Source organism: Streptomyces sp. NBC_01232, from assembly GCF_035989885.1.
Lineage (GTDB): Bacteria > Actinomycetota > Actinomycetes > Streptomycetales > Streptomycetaceae > Streptomyces.
The window spans coordinates 3878629-3899046 of the sequence record NZ_CP108518.1; the positions used below are offsets into that span (position 1 = coordinate 3878629).

23 protein-coding genes, 2 pseudogenes and 1 riboswitch are annotated in these 20418 nt (G+C 70.5%); of the genes and pseudogenes, 12 read left to right on the forward strand and 13 right to left on the reverse strand.

The window, feature by feature from the left end; translation table 11 throughout:
- Positions 1 to 65 precede the first annotated feature (65 nt).
- Entirely contained in the window at positions 66 to 272 is a 207-nt protein-coding gene (locus OG444_RS17780; protein ID WP_327263118.1) for a hypothetical protein, read from the forward strand.
- Between the two features lie 52 nt (positions 273 to 324).
- Here the strand turns inward: OG444_RS17780 and OG444_RS17785 are convergent, their stop codons facing one another.
- The 3 genes from OG444_RS17785 to OG444_RS17795 form a co-directional block, all read right to left on the reverse strand.
- Positions 325 to 855: a pyridoxamine 5'-phosphate oxidase family protein gene (locus OG444_RS17785; protein WP_327266832.1), complete on the reverse strand. Its 531-nt coding sequence runs from the start codon at positions 853 to 855 to the stop codon at positions 325 to 327.
- Between the two features lie 127 nt (positions 856 to 982).
- On the reverse strand, positions 983 to 1498 hold the full coding sequence (locus tag OG444_RS17790; protein ID WP_327263119.1) for an amidase: 516 nt from the start codon (positions 1496 to 1498) through the stop codon (positions 983 to 985).
- Positions 1495 to 1716 carry a hypothetical protein gene (locus OG444_RS17795; RefSeq protein ID WP_327263120.1) on the reverse strand — a complete coding sequence of 74 codons (222 nt, stop codon included), beginning with the start codon at positions 1714 to 1716 and terminating at the stop codon, positions 1495 to 1497. The genes OG444_RS17790 and OG444_RS17795 overlap by 4 nt, the downstream gene beginning before the upstream one ends.
- 116 nt (positions 1717 to 1832) lie before the next feature.
- On the opposite strand from OG444_RS17795, the gene OG444_RS17800 reads away from it, so the two are divergent.
- Complete coding sequence (locus OG444_RS17800; RefSeq protein ID WP_327263121.1) at positions 1833 to 2669, forward strand: helix-turn-helix domain-containing protein; 837 nt, start codon at positions 1833 to 1835, stop codon at positions 2667 to 2669.
- Positions 2653 to 2862: a DUF397 domain-containing protein gene (locus OG444_RS17805; protein WP_327263122.1), complete on the forward strand. Its 210-nt coding sequence runs from the start codon at positions 2653 to 2655 to the stop codon at positions 2860 to 2862. Before OG444_RS17800 ends, OG444_RS17805 begins: the two co-directional genes overlap by 17 nt.
- Here OG444_RS17805 and OG444_RS17810 read toward each other — a convergent pair.
- Entirely contained in the window at positions 2846 to 3583 is a 738-nt protein-coding gene (locus OG444_RS17810; protein ID WP_327263123.1) for a S8 family peptidase, read from the reverse strand. The two genes, OG444_RS17805 and OG444_RS17810, sit on opposite strands and share 17 nt — an antisense overlap.
- A 746-nt stretch (positions 3584 to 4329) precedes the next feature.
- Positions 4330 to 5523 (reverse strand): S8 family peptidase, encoded by a 1194-nt coding sequence (locus OG444_RS17820; RefSeq protein WP_327263124.1) that lies wholly within the window; start codon positions 5521 to 5523, stop codon positions 4330 to 4332.
- A 356-nt stretch (positions 5524 to 5879) separates the two neighbouring features.
- On the opposite strand from OG444_RS17820, the gene OG444_RS17825 reads away from it, so the two are divergent.
- The 3 genes and pseudogenes from OG444_RS17825 (at position 5880) to OG444_RS17835 (ending at position 6800) form a co-directional block, all read left to right on the forward strand.
- Positions 5880 to 6218, forward strand: a complete 339-nt coding sequence (locus tag OG444_RS17825) for a protease inhibitor I9 family protein (RefSeq protein WP_327263125.1) — start codon at positions 5880 to 5882, stop codon at positions 6216 to 6218.
- 27 nt (positions 6219 to 6245) lie between these two features.
- A pseudogene (locus OG444_RS17830) lies at positions 6246 to 6545 on the forward strand (Uma2 family endonuclease); the annotation flags it as partial.
- Between the two features lie 132 nt (positions 6546 to 6677).
- Positions 6678 to 6800 (forward strand): hypothetical protein, encoded by a 123-nt coding sequence (locus OG444_RS17835; protein ID WP_327263126.1) that lies wholly within the window; start codon positions 6678 to 6680, stop codon positions 6798 to 6800.
- A gap of 188 nt (positions 6801 to 6988) precedes the next feature.
- Here the strand turns inward: OG444_RS17835 and OG444_RS17840 are convergent, their stop codons facing one another.
- Positions 6989 to 7597: a phosphoribosylanthranilate isomerase gene (locus OG444_RS17840; protein ID WP_327263127.1), complete on the reverse strand. Its 609-nt coding sequence runs from the start codon at positions 7595 to 7597 to the stop codon at positions 6989 to 6991.
- Between the two features lie 187 nt (positions 7598 to 7784).
- Here OG444_RS17840 and OG444_RS40770 point away from each other — a divergent pair.
- Positions 7785 to 7898: pseudogene (locus OG444_RS40770) on the forward strand (type II toxin-antitoxin system RelE/ParE family toxin); the annotation flags it as partial.
- Between the two features lie 84 nt (positions 7899 to 7982).
- On the forward strand, positions 7983 to 8318 hold the full coding sequence (locus OG444_RS17850; protein WP_327263128.1) for a helix-turn-helix domain-containing protein: 336 nt from the start codon (positions 7983 to 7985) through the stop codon (positions 8316 to 8318).
- 96 nt (positions 8319 to 8414) lie between these two features.
- On the opposite strand, the gene groL is transcribed toward OG444_RS17850, so the two are convergent.
- From groL to thrC, 4 genes are all read right to left on the reverse strand, one after another.
- Positions 8415 to 10037, reverse strand: coding sequence for a chaperonin GroEL (gene groL, locus OG444_RS17855; RefSeq protein WP_033223630.1), 1623 nt, complete (start codon positions 10035 to 10037; stop codon positions 8415 to 8417).
- 324 nt (positions 10038 to 10361) lie between these two features.
- On the reverse strand, positions 10362 to 10568 hold the full coding sequence (locus OG444_RS17860; protein ID WP_030009783.1) for a cold-shock protein: 207 nt from the start codon (positions 10566 to 10568) through the stop codon (positions 10362 to 10364).
- A 415-nt stretch (positions 10569 to 10983) separates the two neighbouring features.
- Entirely contained in the window at positions 10984 to 11262 is a 279-nt protein-coding gene (locus OG444_RS17865) for a MoaD/ThiS family protein (protein ID WP_327263129.1), read from the reverse strand.
- Between the two features lie 52 nt (positions 11263 to 11314).
- Complete coding sequence (gene thrC, locus OG444_RS17870) at positions 11315 to 12589, reverse strand: threonine synthase (RefSeq protein WP_327263130.1); 1275 nt, start codon at positions 12587 to 12589, stop codon at positions 11315 to 11317.
- Between the two features lie 17 nt (positions 12590 to 12606).
- Positions 12607 to 12764, reverse strand: a riboswitch (SAM riboswitch).
- A gap of 184 nt (positions 12765 to 12948) precedes the next feature.
- Between thrC and OG444_RS17875 the strand changes: the two genes are divergently transcribed.
- Together OG444_RS17875 and OG444_RS17880 are read left to right on the forward strand one after the other, a co-directional pair.
- Positions 12949 to 13899, forward strand: coding sequence for a glucosyl-3-phosphoglycerate synthase (locus OG444_RS17875; RefSeq protein WP_327266833.1), 951 nt, complete (start codon positions 12949 to 12951; stop codon positions 13897 to 13899).
- 46 nt (positions 13900 to 13945) lie between these two features.
- Positions 13946 to 15379: an alpha,alpha-trehalose-phosphate synthase (UDP-forming) gene (locus tag OG444_RS17880; RefSeq protein ID WP_327263131.1), complete on the forward strand. Its 1434-nt coding sequence runs from the start codon at positions 13946 to 13948 to the stop codon at positions 15377 to 15379.
- A 135-nt stretch (positions 15380 to 15514) separates the two neighbouring features.
- Here the strand turns inward: OG444_RS17880 and otsB are convergent, their stop codons facing one another.
- The 3 genes from otsB to OG444_RS17895 all read right to left on the reverse strand — a co-directional run bounded on the left by otsB (position 15515) and on the right by OG444_RS17895 (position 18051).
- The gene (gene otsB / locus OG444_RS17885) at positions 15515 to 16363 is read right to left on the reverse strand and encodes a trehalose-phosphatase (protein ID WP_327263132.1); all 849 of its coding nucleotides are present in this window, start codon (positions 16361 to 16363) and stop codon (positions 15515 to 15517) included.
- Positions 16364 to 16402: 39 nt separating this feature from the next.
- A complete protein-coding gene (locus OG444_RS17890) occupies positions 16403 to 16639 on the reverse strand; it encodes a DUF3263 domain-containing protein (RefSeq protein ID WP_327263133.1) in 237 nt (78 codons plus the stop codon).
- A 113-nt stretch (positions 16640 to 16752) separates the two neighbouring features.
- On the reverse strand, positions 16753 to 18051 hold the full coding sequence (locus OG444_RS17895; protein WP_327263134.1) for an extracellular solute-binding protein: 1299 nt from the start codon (positions 18049 to 18051) through the stop codon (positions 16753 to 16755).
- Positions 18052 to 18227: 176 nt separating this feature from the next.
- Between OG444_RS17895 and OG444_RS17900 the strand changes: the two genes are divergently transcribed.
- Both OG444_RS17900 and nagA read left to right on the forward strand, forming a co-directional pair.
- A complete protein-coding gene (locus OG444_RS17900; RefSeq protein WP_327266834.1) occupies positions 18228 to 19160 on the forward strand; it encodes an ROK family protein in 933 nt (310 codons plus the stop codon).
- A complete protein-coding gene (gene nagA, locus OG444_RS17905; RefSeq protein WP_327263135.1) occupies positions 19160 to 20311 on the forward strand; it encodes an N-acetylglucosamine-6-phosphate deacetylase in 1152 nt (383 codons plus the stop codon). The genes OG444_RS17900 and nagA overlap by 1 nt, the downstream gene beginning before the upstream one ends.
- Positions 20312 to 20418 lie beyond the last annotated feature (107 nt).

Sequence of the window (20418 nt, forward strand, 5' to 3'; positions counted from 1 at the left end):
CCCACGCGGCGCAGGGTGAAGCTGGAATCGAGGTGTCGGTGCCCCTCGTCCCCACGGGAGCTTTCATGCGTACACGACTTCTCGGCTTCACCACCGCGGTCGTACTGGCCGTTTTCGGGGCCGCGGTCCCCGCCGCGCAGGCCGCCGCCGTACCGGCTGTCACCGGACCCACTTGCATAAAAGGCCAAGGAACGGTGGAGTACGACTCCACCACGGGCCTGTACACCTGCATAGGCGGCACCTACGACAGCGAGCTCATCACGGCGAAGTGAACACGGGCCGGCCGCGCCTGCGCAGAGGGGATGTCGTCCCCGACCGGGAGCCTCAGGATCCCGCCGACGTGTCCGCCCGGGTCCAGAACTGACGCGGCGCGAACCCGTCGCGCCGCAGCCAGTGCTCGGTATAGACGATCCGCTCGGCCTCGATCACGACGAGCGGCCCCGACTGCGGTTCGTCGAGAGAACGCGACCGCTCGACATGGTCGGACTGCCAGCGGAAGGCCGGCCAGTAGTGCTCGAAATCCGCGTCGCTCTCGGACAGGACGCGAGCCCGGCCGAAGAGCTGGGCGCCTCGGCTGCTGGCCTGCCCGACCAGCGGAGCGAAGATCCCCACCGACACCCTGGGATCCGCGGCAAGGTTCCTCATCTTCGGCGAACCTGCGGCCGTGGAGAACATCACCGCGAAGTCGAGGTGGAAGTACCGCACGGGCGTCGCGAGCGGCCCCTCCGGTCCCGCCGTCGCGAGCACGCACATGTTCTGCGACGACAGCAGGTTGAGTATGCGCTCTTCCAGCCGCTCGCGATCGAGCCGCTGCTTCGGTGACGGGCCGGCCAGCCACGGATTGGCCACAGGCATGATCAATTGTTCCACGCCCTGCTCCGGGGCCCCCGAGCCGGGCGGCCGTGACCGTCGGCAGTGCCGTCGGAACCCGGCGACGAGCACTGCCACGTGAGGTCGGCGAGGTCCCGCCTCCCGCACCGGCTCAGCCGGCGGCGGTCCGCAAGAACCCCTCCAGGTCATCGACGCCGTAGCCGAGCCTCGGCCCCCGCTCGGCGGCCATCAGCAGCAGCTGACCCACGATCTCGGCGCCCCAGCCGTCGGTACCGTCCTCGGACCACTCCCACAGCTTGTCGATGCCGAGGCCGGTCATGAGCAGGCCGTGTCCAGTACGGATCTCCGCGCACAGCTCCGCCACCGCGTCGAGCAGCCGCCCGCCCGGCCGCTCGCACCGCAGCCCGAAGCACCCGCCGAAGTCCTCGACCGTGCACCCCTGCGGGGGGCTCGCCCGGAGCCCCTCGTACCGCGGATCGTCGAACCCCGGATACCCCTCCAGCGGGCAGTGCACCAGCGTGAACCGCTGCCGCCCGGGCGGTGGAGGAGGCTTCGGATCGCCCGCCTCCGGCCCGCACACCCCGCGCGGCGCGAGTGCCGTCTCCAGGCCCCGCAGCTTCCAGCCGAGCTCGAAGGCGAACTCCGCGGCCGCAACCGACTCGCTCACGCGCCCGCCGCCCGCTCGTGCAGCACGGCGGCGAGCCGGAGCGCGGTGTCCAGGTTGCAGCGGCCGAGGTCGACCAGCGGCAGGCCGTAGGTACCGGCCGCCGAGACCCGCTCCACGTCCAGCGAGGGGAACAGCACCCCGACCCCGGCGAGCGATTCCCGCAGCTGCCGGACGGCCTCCTCGGCCGCCTGCATGCGCTCCTGTGGGGAGAGCACCATGACATGTCACCTTTCCACTCTGAGTACTCAACTTCTCCACACAGAGTGGCGACGCGCTCACTAGCCTTTCAAGTGCGGACCCCGCAACAACCGCACATGTTGCTCAGGGAGTTGCCATGCCACGAAAGAACCTCGACCCCTCCTCGTCACCCCGCGCCCTGTTGGGCGCGGAGCTGCGCGTAGCGCGCGAACGCGTGGGCCTGAGCCAGGCCGAACTCGGCGAACGCCTCTTCGTGAGCGGCTCGTTCATCGGCCAGCTCGAAGCGGGCACCCGACGGATGCACCTCGACTTCGCCCGCCAGATCGACGAGATCCTCGATACGGGAGGCTTCTTCCTCCGCAACTGCGAGGCAGCGGCCGAGTCGAAGTACCCGGACCACTTCGCGGAGGCAGCCGAAGCTGAGGCTCGGGCAAGGGAAATCCGGGAGTACGCCCCGCAGCTGATCCCTGGACTGCTCCAGACGGAGGCTTACGCGCGGGAGGTGTTCCAGGCCGGGCATCCGACTGCAACAGAGGAGAAGATCGACGAACTCGTCACGAACCGACTGGCCCGCGCAGCACTGCTCAACCAGCCAACAACCCCTTTGTTGTGGTGCGTCCTCGACGAGGCGGTGCTGCGCCGCGCCGGGGGCAACCCAGCCGTCCGGGTCGAGGCCCTGCGCCACATCGCAAGTCTGATGCGGGCCCGCCGCATCATCGTTCAGGTATTGCCCTTCAGTGCTGGCTTGCATGCGGCCATGGGGGGCGCCATCAAGTTGATGTCGTTCGACGACGCTCCCCCGCTCTCCTACGTCGAAGGCATGGGAACAGGGCTCCTTTTCGACGATCCGGCGACAGTCGCTCATCACACGCTGACCTACGATCTCCTCACGGCCAACGCGCTTTCCCCGCGGAAGTCCCTGGCCTTGATCGAGTCCGTGGCGGAGGATTACGAACATGACCAGCACGCCTGACTACGACCTGACGACGGCCATCTGGCGCAAATCCAGCTACAGCGACGCAAGCGGCGGCAACTGCCTCGAGGTGGCCGAGGGCCACCCCGGCCTCGTGCCCGTCCGGGACTCCAAGCAGCCCGAAGGCCCGCACGTGGTGTTCCACGCGCAGGCCTGGGCCCGGTTCGTCGGGTCGCTCAGAGACCGTTGGTGAACAGCAGCTTGTCGGGGCCGTTGTCGCTGAGGTTCTGGATGACGTCCTCCGTGGCCTCGTTCTTCAGGAAGTTCGTCACCTCGGTCGGGCTCGCCGTGGGGTGCGCGGCCTTGTAGAGGGCCGCCACCCCGGCGACGTGCGGCGCGGCCATGGAGGTGCCGCTCAGCGATACGCTGCCGCCGCCCATCCGCGCGGAGATGATGTCCTGGCCGGGGGCGTAGAGGTCGAGGACCTCGCCCCAGTTGGAGAAGTCGGTCTCCTGGTCGAAGCGGTTGGTCGCACCGACCGTCACGGCGTTGGAGGTGGACGCCGGCGAGACGCGGCGGGCGTCGATGTTGTCGTTCCCCGCCGCGACGATCGGCAGCACACCCCGGTTGAACAGCGCGTTCGTGACGGTGTTGACCGGCTCGAACCGGTCGCCGCCGAGCGAGGCGTTCAGGACGGCCGGCTGCCGGGCGTTGTCGGCCACCCACTCCAGACCCGCGATGATCCCCGACCACGGGCCCCGGCCGTCGCAGCCGAGCACCCGGACGCTGACCAGGCTCACCTTGTGCGCCACACCGAAGGTCTCGCCGCCGACCGTACCCGCGACGTGCGTGCCGTGGCCGTTGCAGTCCGCGCCGTTGCGGCCGTCGCCGATCGCGTCGAAGCCGGCACGTGCGCGGCCCCCGAACTCGGTGTGCCTGAAGTCGATGCCGCTGTCGAGGATGTACGCCGTCACGCCCTGGCCGTTGGTGTTGGTGTTGGTGTTGGGGGCTGAACTCGTTGTCGAGCGGCAGGAAGTTCTGGTCGATCCGGTCCAGTCCCCAGGAGTTCGAGGGCGCCTTGGTCGCAACGCCGCTCGCGGGTACCGGCGGGGCGGTCACCAGCACGTCCTGTGCCACGGACTGCACGCCGGCCGTCTGCCGGGCGACCTGCAGCTGCTTCTCGGTGAGCTTCGCGTCGAAGCCGTTCAGCGTCGTCCTGTAGGTGAACTTCGCCTTCACACCGATGGCCGCCGCGACCCTCGCCGGGCTCGCGGTCCTGTCGAGGGTGACGATGCAGCTCTCGGGGATCGCGTTGGAGGACGTGAGCAGCGGCGCCGGGGTCGGTTCCGGGGTGAGGCGAAGGCGGAGGCGGAGGCGGCCGCGACAGGGGTGACGGTGAGGAGAACGCCCGTGGCCGGACGGGCGAGCAGACGCATGGAAGGAGCTCCCTGACGTCCTTCTTGAAAGTCGGCGTGGAGGAGCCGCCCCCGCGACCTGGATTCCTCCGCGGGTGCGGCCCTCCCGTACATCGGATCCGTCCCGGAGAGAACTTGAGCCGCCCGCCCCCGCCTGGCGGACAGTGCGTTGCTTCCGTCGGGGGCGCGTCTCGGACGCTGCAGAAAGGGTCATTCCGTGCCGCCGCCGGGGGTGACGTCCCGAACGGACGACCGCAGGAAGAGCACCCGTACGGGCGGCCCGGGGCCGCCCGTACGGAAGCGGGTCAGAGACCGGCGGTGTAGAGCAGCTTGTTCGGGCTGGCCGGGCTGAGCTTGCTCAGGACGTCCTTGCTGGACTCCTGCTCGATGAACTCGTTGATGTCCTCGGGCGTCGCGGCCGGGTTCTTGGCCTTGTAGAGGACCGCGACACCGGTGACGTGCGGGGCAGCCATCGAGGTGCCGTCGAGGGCCACGCTGCCGCCGCCGAGCTTCGCGGAGACGATGGCGCCGCCGGGCGCGTAGAGGGTCAGGCAACTGCCGTAGTTGGAGAAGTCGCTCTCCTCGTCGTACCGGGTGACCGCCCCGACGGTCAGGACGCGCGAGGCGGACGCCGGCGAGACGTTGCAGGCGTCGCTGGCGGAATTGCCCGCCGCGACGACCGGCAGCACGCCCGCGTCCGTGACCGCGTCGGCGGCGGCGTTCACCGCATCGGACCTTTCACCGCCCAGGGAGGCGTTCAGCACGGCCGGCTGCTTGGCGTTCTTGGCCACCCAGTCCAGCCCCGCGATGATGCCCGACCAGGTGCCCTTGCCGTCACAGCCGAGGACGCGGACGCTGACGAGCTTCGCCTTGCTCGCGACCCCGTACGTCTTGCCCGCGACCGTGCCCGCGACGTGCGTGCCGTGGCCTTGGCAGTCCTGGCCGTTGCGGCCGTCGCCCACGGCGTCGAAGCCCAAGGAGGCACGGCTGGCGTCGGGCCCGCCGAACTCGGTGTGGGCGTAGTCGATGCCCGTGTCGAGGATGTACGCGGTCACCCCGGCGCCATTCCCCTCGGGGGTGAAGTTGTCGTCGAGCGGCAGTTCCTTCTGGTCGATGCGGTCCAGCCCCCACGAGTTCGAGGGTGCACGGGTACCCGGCGCGGTGGCCGGACGCGGCACCGACTGCACCTTCGCGTCCTCCTCGACCGACTTCACCCCCAGGCTGTTGCGGACGATCGTCAGCTGGAGCGGGGTCAGCGGGACGGCGAAGCCGTTGAGCGCCGCGGTGTAGATGAACGTCGCCTTCAGACCCAGCCGCTGGACGACCTTCGCCGCGTCCTGACCCTTCTCCAAGGTCACGATGTACTGACCGGGCACCGCGTTGGCGGCCGTCTTCAGCGGGGCCGGGGTCGGCTCCGGGGCGGCGGCCGAGGCACGACCCGCCGCGATCGGAGTGACGGTGAGGAGCGCGGCGGCGGCCACACGTGCGAGCAGGCGCATGGAGAGAACTCCCTGACGGGGTGGAGGTTCGGCATGGGGGAGCCGCCCCCGCGGCAACGAATGCTCCTGCGGAAGCGGCCCTCACCTCCCATCGGTGCCACCGCTCGGCGGGTTGAATCCCCGGCTTCACCTGGATGCCCGTCCGGCAGGCGTCGACGCGCCGTGGCGCGCGCACGGCGCAGAAAGGGTTATCCCGCTGTGCCGTACAGGGCCCGCGCGGCCGACGGCCCGGTCAGCAAGATCACCCGTACGGTCCGCCCCCGGATCAGGGGGCGCACGGCCGGTGCGCCGCCCGTACCCCCGCCACACCCGCGGGCGTCGTTGACCCGCCCTGCCGCGCGTGATGGCCTCGGGCCATGCGCATCCGTCTGAGCCGAACCCTGACCGTGGCCGTCGCCGTACTGGCCGCCGTCGCCGCCCTGCCGGTGGCCGCGGCCACCGCCGACGTACCGGAACCCGTACCGCACACGGCTCCCGCCGACCACGCCACGTACATCGTCACCGTGCGGGAGGAGGTCGACCCGGCCGAGGTGGCGGACCGGGTCGGTGCCACCCCCGTACACGTCTACCGCATCGTCCTGCACGGCTTCTCCGCCCGGCTGAGCCACGCCCAGGTCAAGGCCCTGCGGGAGATGCAGGACGTCGAGTCCGTGGAGGAGGACGGCCGGGCCATCGGCTTCGGCACCGGCTTCTGAGTCCCCCGCCCTCCTCGCCCGCTTCCCCGCCACGGGTCCGTGACCGGGGCCGACCCGAAGGGCGTACTGATGGTCCTGGAGGTGACCTCCCACGACGCGGACACCGACCGGCGGGACCGGGAGGGGAAGCGGGAGGGGTATGCGGCGGCCGGGATCCCGGTCCACCTGCTGATCGACCGGGAGAACTGCACGCTGACGGTCCACAGCGATCCCGACGCCGGCTCGTACCGCCACGGTCCCTCCCTGCCGTACGGGGCCTCCGTGAGCATCCCCGACCCGGTGGGCATCACCCTCGACACCGAGCCCCTCAAGGAATTCGCCCGGTGATGGCGCCCGCGAGCAGCGCCGGCCTGCTCACGGAGTCCCGTCAAGCCCCGAATATCCGCGCCGTGACGCGGGCGCCCGCGCGGGGCGCAATGGAGGTCGGCCCCTTCCCCGAAACCGCCAAGGACCGCCCTCATGACCCTCGCCAGGACCCGTCGCATGGCCTTCGTGATCGTCGCCCTGTTCGCCGGTGGACGCGTGGCCGCGTACGCCGACGGCTCGTCGTCAGCCGCCCCGGAACAGAGGGTGTCCGGCTAGGCCGTCTCTTTCGGCTCTTGCTCCCCCAGCTACCGCTGGGAGGTGCCCCCAGGCCTGCGTCGCCCGGCACCGCACCTCGCCGCGTTGTCGGAGCACCGCAGTACGTCCAGTACAACGGCGCTCCTCCGCCTTGCGATGCACGGCACCGGACGACGCGGGCCCGACCGACAAGATCCGAAAGAGACGACCTAGCCCCTGGCCGCCTCGATGAAGGCGCGGATCAGCTCCGGCGACTTCACGCCGCGCTCCCGCTCCACCCCGCTGGACACGTCCACGCCCCAGGCGCCGGTCACCTGGACCGCCTCCCGCACGTTGCCCGGGTTCAGCCCGCCGGCCAGCAGCCAGCGCCCCTCGGGGGCGGTGAAGTCGGCCGATCCCCAGTTCCACGGCTTGCCGGAGCCCGGGTCGGGCGCGTCCAGCAGCAGCAGGTCCTCGCCGTACTCACCGCAGCGCTTCACGTGCTCGGCGGTGGCCCGCAGCAGGGTCCGGCCCCCGGCGCGCAGCGCCGCGAAGTCCTCGGGGCCCTCCTCGCCGTGCAGCTGGACGCCCCGCACCCCGCTCTCCTCGGTGAACCGCCGCACCTCGTCGACGGCCTGCCCCCGGAACACCCCGACGGTGAGCACCCCTTCGGGCACCCGCGCGGCCAGCTCACGCGCGGTGGCGGCGTCGACCGTCCGCGGACTCCCGGGCGCGAAGACGAACCCGACGGCATCGGCCCCGGCGGCCACGGCCACGTCGACGTCGTGCGCGGTCTTCAGACCGCAGATCTTGATGAACACGCCAGCCGCATCAGTCATGCGACCAGTCAACCACCCGGGTCACCGTCAATGGCACGGGCTCTTTCATCCCATGGTGTGCAACACGCACCATGCTCGCATTATGTCGTTGACGACATAATGCGGTCCGCCATATGACCGATCTGTACGCCATTGAGGTGGAGCCTGAAGTGCGCACCTGGCTGGAAGGCCTGACCGACAAGCAAAGGTGGAGGAGTACGCGGAACTCCTGGCCAGCTGCGGGACCCGCACTCCCATGCCATTCGCTCGCCCACTCCGCGACGGGGTGTACGAGCTACGGCCCACGCTCGACGGGGTAGCAACACGCATCACCTATTGGTTCGCGCCCGGGCGCCGAATCGTACTGCTCACCGTCCTACAGCCGCGGCAAGGAAGGGAACGCGTCATGAACCACACCCGCTGGAAGCTGGCCCGCGAGAGGACGGCCGCAAACGGGTACGTCGAGTCGGCCGAGGTGCGGGCCGAGCGGGCGGAGATCCGGCTCGCCATGGCCTTCGCCAGGGCCGTGTACGAGCGGCGCAAGGCCTTGGGGCTGTCCCAGGCACAACTGGCCGAACGGGCCGGGCTCACCCAGGCAAAGATCTCCCGGGTGGAGGGCGCCGACGGGGTGCCGACACTGCCCCTGCTGCGCCGCCTCGCGCACGCACTGGACGCCGGCCTGAGCATCGCCCTCGACGAGGACCACGAAGAGGTCACCTTCGTCGCACGCCCCGCCGCCTGAGCACGCGCCGCGGAAACGCCCGAGGGCGGCACCCCCGTCGGGGTGCCGCCCTCGTTCGAGAACAGCCGATCAACCAGTGGCCGGAGCCGGGGTCGATCAGAAGTCCATGTCACCACCCGGCATGCCGCCGCCCGCGGGGGCACCGGCCTTCTCGGGCTTGTCGGCGATGACGGCCTCGGTCGTCAGGAACAGCGCGGCGATCGACGCGGCGTTCTGCAGCGCGGAGCGCGTGACCTTCGCCGGGTCGATGATGCCCTCGGCGATCATGTCGACGTACTCGCCGGTCGCGGCGTTGAGGCCGTGACCGATCGGCAGGTTGCGCACCTTCTCGACGACGACGCCACCCTCGAGACCACCGTTGACGGCGATCTGCTTGAGCGGGGCCTCCAGCGCGAGCTTCACGGCGTTGGCGCCGGTCGCCTCGTCACCCTCGAGCTCCAGCTTCTCGAAGACCGCGGAGGCCTGCAGCAGCGCCACGCCACCACCGGCGACGATGCCCTCCTCGACGGCCGCCTTCGCGTTGCGAACGGCGTCCTCGATGCGGTGCTTGCGCTCCTTGAGCTCGACCTCGGTCGCGGCGCCGGCCTTGATGACGGCCACGCCGCCGGCCAGCTTCGCGAGGCGCTCCTGGAGCTTCTCGCGGTCGTAGTCCGAGTCGGAGTTCTCGATCTCGGCGCGGATCTGGTTCACGCGACCGGCGACCTGGTCGCTGTCACCGGCACCGTCGACGATGGTGGTCTCGTCCTTGGTGATGACGACCTTGCGGGCGCGGCCGAGCAGGTCGAGACCGGCGTTCTCCAGCTTGAGGCCGACCTCCTCGGAGATGACCGTGCCGCCCGTGAGGATGGCGATGTCGCCGAGCATGGCCTTGCGGCGGTCACCGAAGCCCGGGGCCTTGACGGCGACGGACTTGAAGGTGCCACGGATCTTGTTGACGACGAGGGTGGAGAGCGCCTCGCCCTCGACGTCCTCGGCGATGATCAGCAGCGGCTTGCCGGACTGCATGACCTTCTCCAGGAGCGGCAGCAGGTCCTTGACCGAGCCGATCTTGGAGTTGACGATCAGGATGTACGGGTCGTCGAGGGACGACTCCATGCGCTCCATGTCGGTGGCGAAGTACGCCGAGATGTAGCCCTTGTCGAAGCGCATGCCCTCGGTGAGCTCGAGCTCCAGACCGAAGGTCTGCGACTCCTCGACGGTGATGACGCCTTCCTTGCCGACCTTGTCCATGGCCTCGGCGATGAGCTCGCCGATCTGGGTGTCGGCGGCGGAGATGGAGGCCGTCGAAGCGATCTGCTCCTTGGTCTCGACATCCTTGGCCTGCGCCAGCAGGGCGGCGGAGACGGCCTCGACGGCCTTCTCGATACCACGCTTGAGGGCCATCGGGTTGGCACCGGCGGCCACGTTGCGCAGGCCCTCGCGGACGAGCGCCTGGGCCAGCACGGTGGCGGTGGTCGTACCGTCGCCGGCGACGTCGTCCGTCTTCTTGGCGACTTCCTTGACCAGCTCGGCGCCGATCTTCTCGTACGGGTCCTCGAGCTCGATCTCCTTGGCGATGGAGACACCATCGTTGGTGATCGTGGGGGCGCCCCACTTCTTCTCAAGGACGACGTTGCGACCCTTGGGGCCAAGGGTGACCTTGACGGCGTCGGCGAGCTGGTTCATCCCACGCTCGAGGCCGCGGCGGGCCTCCTCGTCGAACGCAATGATCTTGGCCATCTGAAGTGGTCCTCCCGGACAGCGGTGGATTGCTCCGGACCGCGCCCGCGCCCGCGACGGACGGCCTGCGTGCCCGGCGGTTCCTTCCCACCGGACCCTGCGGGCCTCACCGACCCGGTCCTCGTTCAGTAGCACTCTCACCGGGAGAGTGCTAACGCCAATGATTAGCACTCGACCCCTCCGAGTGCAAGCGGCTTGGGGCAACGCCCCGCCACTACCGGGCAGACGCACGAGGGGCCCCCATCCCGTGTCCAGGATGTGGGCCCCTCGTGCCGTGCCAGGTCTTCAATGAACTCTGTGCGTCGGTGGTCGATCGCTCCAGGACTAGCCGAGTGCGAGCTTGACCATGTCCGCCTGCGGACCCTTCTGGCCCTGCGAGATCTCGAACTCGACCCGCTGACCCTCTTCAAGGGTGCGGTACCCGTCCATCTGGATGGCGCTGTAGTGGACGAACACATCCGCACCACCGTCGACCGCGATGAAGCCGTAGCCCTTCTCCGCGTTGAACCACTTGACGGTGCCCTGAGCCATGCCTAACTCCCCTATTACTGGCCCTTGCGCAGGAACGCACTTCGCGATCCCGGGTCAGAACTTGCGTCGGAACGCGTCGACCGAGGCTGAATGTATCTGCGCGGATGCTGTCTGCAACAGGTCAATCCGATGAGAATTCTGGACACCGAGAAACATTGAAATAGAGTGAAAATTTGCCATACTCCAGGGCAACTCGGGCCTGACATATCTCGCCAAAGCCCCATACCGCACTTGCACATTGGCCCGATGTCGACCCTCACGCGGCCCGTTCATATGCGGCGGGCAAGAACAGCGGAGGGGACTTCCCCAACCCTACCGTGCCCAATCAAGCAGAATTGCCCCCTCCGCTTTTAGCGGAGGGGGCAATTTCGGTTTGCGCGTGTCACCTAGGAGGTGATCCCGGGGATCCGGGGAATCAGCAACCGCCCGCGACGGCCGGGATGATCGAGACACCGGAGCCGTCCGGCGTCGCCGCCTGCAGCCCGCCCTCGAAGCGCACGTCGTCGTCGTTGACGTAGACGTTCACGAAACGGCGCAGCTTGCCCTGGTCGTCCAGGACGCGCGCGGCGATGCCCGGGTGGCTCTTCTCCAGGGACTCGATGACCTCGGCGAGGTTCGCGCCCTCGGCCGGGACCTCGGCGGCGCCGCCGGTGTAGGTGCGCAGGATGGTGGGGATGCGGACGTTGACGCTCATGGCGCTACTGCCTTTCCGGTAGGGCGGAGGAGAGGGTGTCGGACGGACCCGGTCAGACCAGGCCGGCGGCGCGGAACGCGTCCAGGCTCGGGCGGATGGTGGCGGTCTGCCCGCTGTCCGCGGCCACCGCCTCCAGGGTCTTGAGGCCGTCACCGGTGTTGAGGACCACGGTGGTCAGCGTCGGGTCGAGCTGCCCGTTCTCGATCAGCTTCTTCGTCACGCCGACGGTCACGCCGCCCGCGGTCTCGGCGAAGATGCCCTCGGTCTGCGCGAGGATCTTGATCGCCTCGACGACCTGCTCGTCGTTGACGTCCTCGACGAAGCCACCGGTGCGGCGCGCGATGTCCAGGACGTACGGGCCGTCCGCCGGGTTGCCGATCGCGAGGGACTTGGCGATGGTGTTCGGCTTCTGCGGGCGGACCACGTCGTGACCGGCCTTGAAGGCGGTGGACACCGGGGAGCAGCCCTCGGCCTGGGCGCCGAAGATCTTGTACGGCTTGTCCTCGACGAGACCGAGCTTGATCAGCTCCTGCAGACCCTTGTCGATCTTCGTCAGCTGCGAGCCGGACGCGATCGGGATCACCAGCTGGTCGGGCAGCTGCCAGCCGAGCTGCTCGCAGATCTCGTACGCCAGGGTCTTGGAACCCTCGCCGTAGTACGGGCGGAGGTTCACGTTGACGAAGCCCCAGCCCTCGCCCAGCGGGTCGCCGATGAGCTCGGAGCAGAAGCGGTTGACGTCGTCGTAGTTGCCCTCGATGCCGACCAGGTCGCCGCCGTACACGCCGGCCATGACGACCTTGCCCTGCTCCAGGTCGTGCGGGATGAACACGCAGGAGCGGAAGCCGGCCCGGGCGGCCGCGGCGCCGACGGCGCCGGCCAGGTTGCCGGTCGAGGAGCAGGAGAGGGTGGTGAAGCCGAAGGCGCGGGCGGCCTCGACGGCGATGGCCACGACGCGGTCCTTGAAGGAGTGCGTCGGGTTGCCGGAGTCGTCCTTGACGTACAGCTTGCCGGTGACACCCAGCTCCTTGGCCAGGTTCTGGGCGTCCACGAGCTTGGTGAAGCCCGGGTTCAGGCTCGGCTTGGAGGCGACGTCCGCGGGGACGGGCAGCAGCGGCGCGTAGCGCCAGATGTTGTTCGGGCCGGCCTCGATCGCGGCACGCAGGGCATCGGGGTCACCGGTCGGAAGGTCGTAGGCGACTTCCAGCGGTCCGAAGCACTCGGCGCACGCGAAGATGGGGCCGAGCTCGAAGCGGGTACCGCACTCACGACAGGAAAGGCCGGTGGCAGGTCCGAGATCAACAGAGGTGGCGACAGTCTGTGCAGCCATGATGGCGAGGCCCTTTCTCCTCATCTTCCCCATGGCGCACTTCGCCATGAGACGGAATTGGCACCTTCCCTAGCCGGGGACCTCGCTGACGAGCGCTGCTGCGCGATCGCGAGAACCGACTGGAGGGTTGCCGGGGCTTCAACGGGCCGTGTCCCTCTGCCCCTCTGGATGAGCGGTATGGCACCGGGCGGCGCGCTCTTCGGCGCGCCCGGGCGTTTGTCGCGGGGACCCCCGGCATGCGGTGGTCCTTCGCGTTGTTCAAGACTGTAACCGAAGGGCCGGGCGGTTGAGACAGGCGTCCGAACCTCGAGATGGATCACATACCGGCGAATATCGCCGACACGCAGGGAGTGCTGAGGGTGCTGGAAGAGGTGGAGCGATGGCTGGCCGACCGCTCCTGGTCCGCCGCCGACCGACCGCTCGACCAGCTGCTCGACCGGAAACGGGCGGCCGGGACGACGGTCAGCGTCGTGCTGCCCGCGCTCGACGAGGAGGCGACGGTCGGCGCGATCGTCGAGGTGATCCGGCGTGAGCTGATCGAGTCACTGCCCGTCCCCCTGGTGGACGAGCTGGTCGTCATCGACTCGGGGTCCACCGACCGCACCGCGGAGGTCGCGGCGAAGGCCGGGGCCCGGGTGGTGCACCGCGACGAGGTGCTGCCGCGCATCCCGGCGCTGCCCGGCAAGGGCGAGGTCCTGTGGCGCTCGCTGCTGGCCACCGGCGGGGACATCGTCTGCTTCGTCGACGCCGATCTGCGGGACTTCTCCGCCTCCTTCGTCTCCGGGATCGTCGGCCCGCTGCTGACCGACCCGGACGTGCAGTTCGTCAAGGCGATGTACGACCGCCCGCTCGGCGACGCTCCCGGCCAGGGCGGCCGGGTCACCGAGCTCGTCGCCCGCCCGCTCCTGAACCTGCACTGGCCGCAGCTGGCCGGCTTCGTCCAGCCGCTGGGCGGCGAGTACGCCGTACGCCGCTCCCTGCTGGAACGGCTGCCGTTCCCCGTCGGGTACGGCGTCGAGCTGGGCCTGCTGGTCGACGCCCTGCACACGGTCGGTCTGGACGCGCTGGCCCAGGTGGACGTCGGCGTACGGGTCCACCGCCACCAGGACGGGCAGGCGCTGGGCCGGATGGCCGCGGCGATCTACCGCACCGCCCAGGTACGCCTCTCGCGCGGGCATCTCGTACGGCCCGAGCTGACGCAGTTCGAGCGCGGGCCGGAGGGGTTCGTGCCGCGGACGTACCCGGTGGACACCGAGGAGCGGCCGCCGATGGCGGGCATCAAGGAGTACGCACTGCGGCGCGTGGCGTGAGGAAACGTACGGTTTGAGCAGGGGTGGGCCGGGCTAGGTTGGCCGCATGGCTTCCCAGGTGCTCGTTGCAGCGAACCGCGGCCCCCTCTCCTACGCCCTGGCCGAGGACGGAGCGCTCAGCGCCCGGCGCGGCGGGGGCGGTCTCGTCTCCGGACTCTCCACGGCCCTTGCGGAGCAGCCGGAGGCATTGTGGATCTGTGCGGCACTGTCGGACGCGGACCGTGAGGCGGTCCGCCGGGGTGTGGCCGAGCCGGGCGTCCGGATGCTGGACATCGATCCCAGCATGTACGACGACGCGTACAACGGCATCGCCAACTCCGTGCTCTGGTTCACCCACCACCACCTGTACGACGTCCCGCGCGAGCCGGTCTTCGACGCGGAGTTCCGCCGCCGGTGGGAGTCGTACGAGCGCTACAACCAGGCCTTCGCCGAAGCCCTGGCCGAGGAGGCCGCGCAGGGCGCGTCGGTCCTGGTCCAGGACTACCACCTGGCCCTGGTGCCCGGACTGCTGCGGGTGCTCCGGCCCGACCTGCGGATCGCGCACTTCACGCACACTCCGTGGGCCTCGCCCGGCTACCTCGCCATGCTGCCTGACCAGGTGCGCGAGACCCTGCTCTGGGGCATGCTCGGCGCGGACGTGCTCGGCTTCCACACCGAGGCCTGGGCGGCCGAGTTCCTGGGATCGGCGCAGCTGGACGACGCGTGGGGCCGGTCCACGGTGCAGGACGGCTCGGTGGTGGAACACCAGCGGTACTCGGTGTGGCCGGCCCGCACCACCCGGGTGTGCGCGTACCCGCTGGGCGTGGACGGCGACGAGCTGCGGGCGCTGGCGAACCGGCCGGAGGTGAACGACAAGCTGGCGGAGCTGCGGGCGGAGGTCGACGGACTGCGGACGATCGTCCGCGTGGACCGCACCGAACTGTCGAAGAACATCCTGCGCGGCCTGCTGGCCTACCGGGAACTGCTGACCGCGCGCCCCCAGTGGCGCGGCCGGGTGGTCCACCTGGCATCGGCCTACCCGTCGCGGCAGGACCTGCGGGTCTACCGGGAGTACACGGCGGCGGTGGCGGAGCTGGCGGCGGAGATCAACGCGGAGTTCGGCACGGAGGACTGGCAGCCGGTGCTGGTGTCGGTGAAGGACGACTTCGCGCGCTCACTGGCGGCGTACCGGCTGGCGGACGTGGCGCTGGTGAATCCGGTGCGGGACGGGATGAACCTGGTGGCGAAGGAGATCCCGGTGGTGTCGGAGGCGGGCTGCGTGCTGGTGCTGTCCACCGGGGCGGGGGCGTACGAGGAACTCCGCCGGGACGCGGTGACGGTGAACCCGTACGACGTGACGCAGACGGCGGAGGCGCTGCACACGGCACTGTCGATGCCGGTGCCGGAGCGCGCGGAACGCTGCAAGCGCCTCGCGGCGGCGGCGACGTCCCTTCCCCCGGCCCAGTGGTTCACGGCCCAGCTCTCGGCCCTGACCGACTGACCACCCTGCGGCGCCGCTGCCGGGGCTCCGCCCCGGTCCCCGCTCTTCAAACGCCGGACGGGCTGAATGTTCCAGCCTCGCCGGCGTCTGAGGCACGGGGGTCCGGGGGGGGGCAGCGACCCCGTCGACGGAAGGTCAGCCCCGGAGGGCCGCGGCCAGGGTGGCCAGGAAGGCGGCGACCGGGCCCGGGCCGGGGAGGACCAGGTCGGCCCGCGCGGCGAGCTCGGGGACCTCCGCGGAGCCACTGCACACCAGCAGCCCCGGCAGGCCGTCCGTACGGCCCTTCTCCACCGCCGCGAACGCCGCCAGGTCACCCAGGTCGTCGCCCGCGTACAGCACCGCCTCCGCGTCCCGCTCCGCCAGGAACTCCGTCAGGGCGACGCCCTTGTCCATGCCGGGCGGCCTCAGCTCCAGCACCGCCCGCCCCGGCTCGACCATCAGCCCGTGCCGCGCCGCCAGCTCGGCCAGGGGTTCGCGCAGCGCCGCGAAGGCCGCCGCCGGATCCTCCGCCCGCCGGGTGTGCACGGCCAGGGCGCGGCCCTTCTCCTCGATCCAGGTGCCGCGCCAGGCCCCGATGGAGTCCAGGAACCCCGGCAGCTCGGCCCGGACCGCCGCCACCCCGGGGTGCTCGGCGGGCGCGTGGACGATGCCGCTGACGGCGTCCCAGCGTTCGGCCCCGTAGTGGCCGAGGACGACCAGGTGCTGCAGGCCGGGGACCCCGGCGAAGCCTCCGTAGCGGACGGCGACGCCCGCAGGCCGTCCGGTGATCACTGCCACCGAGTCGACCTCGGGTGCGAGTGCGGACAGGGCCGGGACGGCTCCGGGGTGGGCTCGGGCCTGGTCCGGGTCCGGGACGATGTCGGCGAGAGTGCCGTCGAAGTCCAGGGCGACCACGGACCGGCGGGGTGCGCGGAGCAGGGCTTCGAGTCCCTCGCGTCCGGCTGCGGTGACGGGCATCGGCAAGTCGTGCGGATGGCTCCCCATACGCACGACCCTAACGGCCCAACGGTGGGACGGCTACGGCTATCGCCGGGCCCGCTGCGCCTCGCGGATCCTGCGCAGCCGGTTCACCGTGCCGGGCGCGTGGGCCAGCGCCCGCGGGTCGTCCATCAGCGCGTTGAGCAGCTGGTAGTAGCGGACGGGGGTCATCCCCAGCCCTTCCCGGATGGCCCGTTCCTTGGCTCCGGGCCCGGGCCAGGTGCGTCCCTCGTACCCGAGCACCGCGGCCTCCGTGGCCGTCAGCTGCCCGTCGTCCGTCATACCGCCAGATTAACGCCGGGCTCTGACACCCGGCCCGCCGGCACCGACCGTGCGCCCAGGCCGGACGCACCGGTCAGCAGTCCCGGCCCGCGCGCCCGGCCCGCGCGCCCCGGTCAGCGCGGCTCCGCCGTCCGGGCCGACGTGGCGATCTCCTCCAGCACCTTCGCCGGCTGTCCGCCCGGCTGGACGGTCTTGCCGATGTTCTGCTTGATGTCCTCGCTGACGCCCGCCCAGGACTTCTTGCCGACCGGGTAGAGCCGCGAGCCGGGCAGCGCCGTCAGAAACGGCTTCAGCTGCGGCGCCGAGCCGCCCGTCGCCGCCTGCTTGGCCTGGTAGCCGCTGGTGGTGGCGGGCAGCAGGTCGTACTTCTCGGTGAAGGCCGTCACGTTCTTCGGCTGGTACAGGAAGTCCAGGAACTTGCCGGACTGCGCGCGGTGGCCGGTCTTGAAGGCCATGACCCAGTCCGCGACGCCCATCGCGGGCTGATCGCTGCCGTCGGAGGTCGGCAGCGGCACCATGCCGAACTTCACGCCCTTGGCTTCGGCCTGCTTGAGCAGCGTCGGGTGCCCGTTGAGCATGCCGACCTCGCCCTTGGTGAAGGCGTCGAAGGCGGCCTGCCGGTCCAGCTTGCCGGGCTCCACGGGGCCGGTCAGCCCCTGGCCGACCATCTTGTCCCGCAGGAACTCCAGCGCCTTGACGTTGGGGGCGGAGTCGATCGCGTACGACTCCTCGTTGTCGGTGTAGCCGCCACCGCCCGCGAGCATCCACATCATGGTCTCGGCCTGCGCCTCCTCGCGGCCCAGCGGCACCGCGAAGGGGGTGGGCACGTTCGCGGCCTTGAGCTTCTTGGCGGCGGCTTCCAGGTCCGCCCAGCTCTTCGGCTGCCAGCCCTTGGCGTCCTTGGCGATCACTCCGGCCTCGGCCAGCAGCTTCTCGTTGTAGAAGAGCAGCCGGGTGCTGGCCACGAAGGGCATGCCGTACTGGACCTGCTTGACCTTGCCGGCGTCGGCGAGCGGGCCGAGGAAGTCGGCCTCGGTCTTCACGGAGAGCAGCTCTTCCGCCGAGTACAGCTTTCCGGCGGCCGCGTAGTCGGAGTAGGCGCCGATCTGGGCGATGTCGGGGGCCTTGCCGGCCTTGACCATGTCGGCGACCTTGGCGTCGACCTCGGACCAGGAGTAGACGCTGACCTCGACGTTTATGCCCGGGTGGTCCTTCTCGAAGGCTTCGGCGAGGCCCTTCCAGTAGGCCTGGGAGGAGTTCTGCGGATTGTCCCCGTAGTCGGCCGCCACGACCCGCAGGGTCACCTCGTTGTCTCCGGTGAGTCCGCCGAGGGCTCCGCAGCCGGTCAGCGTCACGGCGGTCAGGCACAGCACGGCACCGGACGCGGCCAGGCTCAGGTAACGGCCCTTCACAGTTCTCCATCCACCCCTTGTTGTACGTACGATCCACGTAAGGTCTACACCACTTTGGCGGCTCGTCCACATCGGGCTCCCCACCTGGGTTCCGAATTTGTATGGCCGGTCAACAATCTCCCTCATTGGACTAGACCTTTCCCCGCCGAACACGCGAGACTGTCTCTGTGAAATCCGTGAAACACGTCATCGCCCTCGATGTGGGCGGCACCGGGATGAAGGCCGCCCTCGTCGCCGACGACGGCACCCTGCTCCACGAAGCGCGCCGGGCCACCGGCCGCGAGCGGGGCCCCGACGCCGTCGTCGAGACGATCCAGGACTTCGCCGCCGAGCTGCTCGACACCGGCCGGGAGCGCTTCGGACGGCCCGCCTCGGCCGCCGGTGTCGCCGTCCCGGGCATCGTCGACGCCGAGAACGGGATCGCCGTCTACGCGGCGAACCTGGGCTGGCGCGACGTACCGATGCGCGACCTGCTCAGCAGACGCCTCGGCGGCATCCCGGTGGCCCTCGGCCACGACGTGCGCACGGGCGGACTCGCCGAGGGCCGCATCGGCGCAGGCCGCGGCGCCGACCGCTTCCTCTTCGTCCCGCTGGGCACCGGCATCGCCGGAGCCATCGGCATCGCCGGCCGCATCGAGGCCGGTGCCCACGGCTACGCGGGCGAGATCGGGCACATCGTGGTGCGCCCGGGCGGCCCCGCCTGCGGCTGCGGCCAGCACGGCTGCCTGGAGACCCTCGCCTCCGCGGCGGCCGTCAGCCGCGCCTGGGCGGAGGCCTCCGGCGACCCCGCGGCCGACGCCGCGGACTGCGCCAAGGCCGTCGAATCCGGTGACGCGCGCGCCCGGGAGGTCTGGCTCGCCGCCGTCGGCGCCCTCGCCGACGGACTGGTCACCGCCATCACCCTGCTGGACCCCCGCACGCTGATCATCGGTGGCGGGCTGGCGGAGGCCGGGGAAACCTTGTTCACACCACTACGGACGGCCGTGGAGGAGCGCGTGACGTTCCAGCGGCTCCCCCACATCGTTCCGGCTGCCCTCGGGGACACCGCCGGATGCCTGGGCGCAGGGCTGCTCGCCTGGGACCTACTCGCCACGGAGGTACCTGCCTGATGTCCGGAAGCGCACACAGCACTGTTCTTTCCGGCGCCAGGGTGGTGCTGCCCACCGGGACGGTGGCGAGCGGCAGGGTCATCGTCGACGGCGACCGCATCGCCGGCAGCGCCGACGCGGGCACGCGCACCGTCGACCTGTCCGGGCACTGGATCGTCCCCGGCTTCGTCGACATCCACAACCACGGCGGCGGCGGCGCCTCGTTCACCTCCGGCACCGCCGAGGACGTCCTCAAGGGCGTCCGCACCCACCGCGAGCACGGCACCACCACCCTCGTCGCCTCCACCGTCACCGGCGACCTGGACGAACTGGCCCGCCGCGCCGCCCTGCTCGCCGAACTGACGCAAGCGGGCGAGATCGCCGGCATCCACTTCGAGGGGCCGTTCATCAACCCCTGCCGCAAGGGCGCGCACAAGGAGGACCTGCTCCGCGACCCCGACCCGGCCGAGGTCCGCAAGCTGATCGACGCCGCGCACGGCGCCGCCCGCATGTTCACCCTGGCCACCGAACTGCCGGGCGGCCTGGACTCCGTACGGCTGCTCGCCGAGCACGGGGTCATCGCGGCGATCGGCCACACGGACGCCACCTACGAGCAGACGCGCGCCGCCATCGACGCGGGCGCGACCGTGGCCACCCACCTCTTCAACGCGATGCCGCCCCTCGCCCACCGCGAGCCCGGCCCGATCGCCGCGCTGCTGGAGGACGAGCGGATCACCGTCGAGCTCATCAACGACGGCACCCACCTGCACCCGGCGGCCCTCGAACTCGCCTTCCACCACGCGGGCGCGCACCGCGTCGCGCTGATCACCGACGCGATGGACGCGGCCGGCTTCGGCGACGGGACCTACCACCTCGGCCCGCTGGAGGTCGAGGTCAGGCACGGCGTGGCACGGCTGGTGGAGGGCGGCTCCATCGCCGGCTCGACCCTCACCCTGGACACCGCCTTCAAGCGCTCGGTGACCCTCGACAAGCTGCCGGTGGAGTCCGTGGTCCAGGCGATCTCGGCCAATCCCGCCAAGCTGATCGGCCTGTACGACGAGATCGGCTCGCTGGAGCCCGGCAAGTACGCGGACCTCGTCGTCCTGGACGCCGCCTTCGACGTCAAGGGCGTCATGCGCCGCGGCGAATGGATCGTCAGCCCGCCCTCCTGACCGCACATCTGACGGCCGACCGGCCGTCAGCAGGGAGAACGGTCGGCCCGAGGGCTGGGCCGACCGGCTTCCGTTTGGCATGATCCCGGCAGCAACAGACCCGGGAG

Bases quoted from the DNA above. Each gene is read 5' to 3' on its own strand.
- OG444_RS17780 (WP_327263118.1), top strand. From the start codon at position 66: ATGCGTACACGACTTCTCGGCTTCACCACCGCGGTCGTACTGGCCGTT.
- otsB (WP_327263132.1), bottom strand. From the start codon at position 16,363: ATGGGGAGCCATCCGCACGACTTGCCGATGCCCGTCACCGCAGCCGGA.
- OG444_RS17805 (WP_327263122.1), top strand. From the start codon at position 2,653: ATGACCAGCACGCCTGACTACGACCTGACGACGGCCATCTGGCGCAAA.
- thrC (WP_327263130.1), bottom strand. From the start codon at position 12,589: ATGGCTGCACAGACTGTCGCCACCTCTGTTGATCTCGGACCTGCCACC.
- OG444_RS17825 (WP_327263125.1), top strand. From the start codon at position 5,880: ATGCGCATCCGTCTGAGCCGAACCCTGACCGTGGCCGTCGCCGTACTG.
- OG444_RS17835 (WP_327263126.1), top strand. From the start codon at position 6,678: ATGACCCTCGCCAGGACCCGTCGCATGGCCTTCGTGATCGTCGCCCTG.
- OG444_RS17800 (WP_327263121.1), top strand. From the start codon at position 1,833: ATGCCACGAAAGAACCTCGACCCCTCCTCGTCACCCCGCGCCCTGTTG.
- groL (WP_033223630.1), bottom strand. From the start codon at position 10,037: ATGGCCAAGATCATTGCGTTCGACGAGGAGGCCCGCCGCGGCCTCGAG.
- OG444_RS17850 (WP_327263128.1), top strand. From the start codon at position 7,983: ATGAACCACACCCGCTGGAAGCTGGCCCGCGAGAGGACGGCCGCAAAC.
- OG444_RS17880 (WP_327263131.1), top strand. From the start codon at position 13,946: ATGGCTTCCCAGGTGCTCGTTGCAGCGAACCGCGGCCCCCTCTCCTAC.
- OG444_RS17840 (WP_327263127.1), bottom strand. From the start codon at position 7,597: ATGACTGATGCGGCTGGCGTGTTCATCAAGATCTGCGGTCTGAAGACC.
- nagA (WP_327263135.1), top strand. From the start codon at position 19,160: ATGTCCGGAAGCGCACACAGCACTGTTCTTTCCGGCGCCAGGGTGGTG.
- OG444_RS17785 (WP_327266832.1), bottom strand. From the start codon at position 855: ATGCCTGTGGCCAATCCGTGGCTGGCCGGCCCGTCACCGAAGCAGCGG.
- OG444_RS17795 (WP_327263120.1), bottom strand. From the start codon at position 1,716: ATGGTGCTCTCCCCACAGGAGCGCATGCAGGCGGCCGAGGAGGCCGTC.
- OG444_RS17820 (WP_327263124.1), bottom strand. From the start codon at position 5,523: ATGCGCCTGCTCGCACGTGTGGCCGCCGCCGCGCTCCTCACCGTCACT.
- OG444_RS17865 (WP_327263129.1), bottom strand. From the start codon at position 11,262: ATGAGCGTCAACGTCCGCATCCCCACCATCCTGCGCACCTACACCGGC.
- OG444_RS17890 (WP_327263133.1), bottom strand. From the start codon at position 16,639: ATGACGGACGACGGGCAGCTGACGGCCACGGAGGCCGCGGTGCTCGGG.
- OG444_RS17860 (WP_030009783.1), bottom strand. From the start codon at position 10,568: ATGGCTCAGGGCACCGTCAAGTGGTTCAACGCGGAGAAGGGCTACGGC.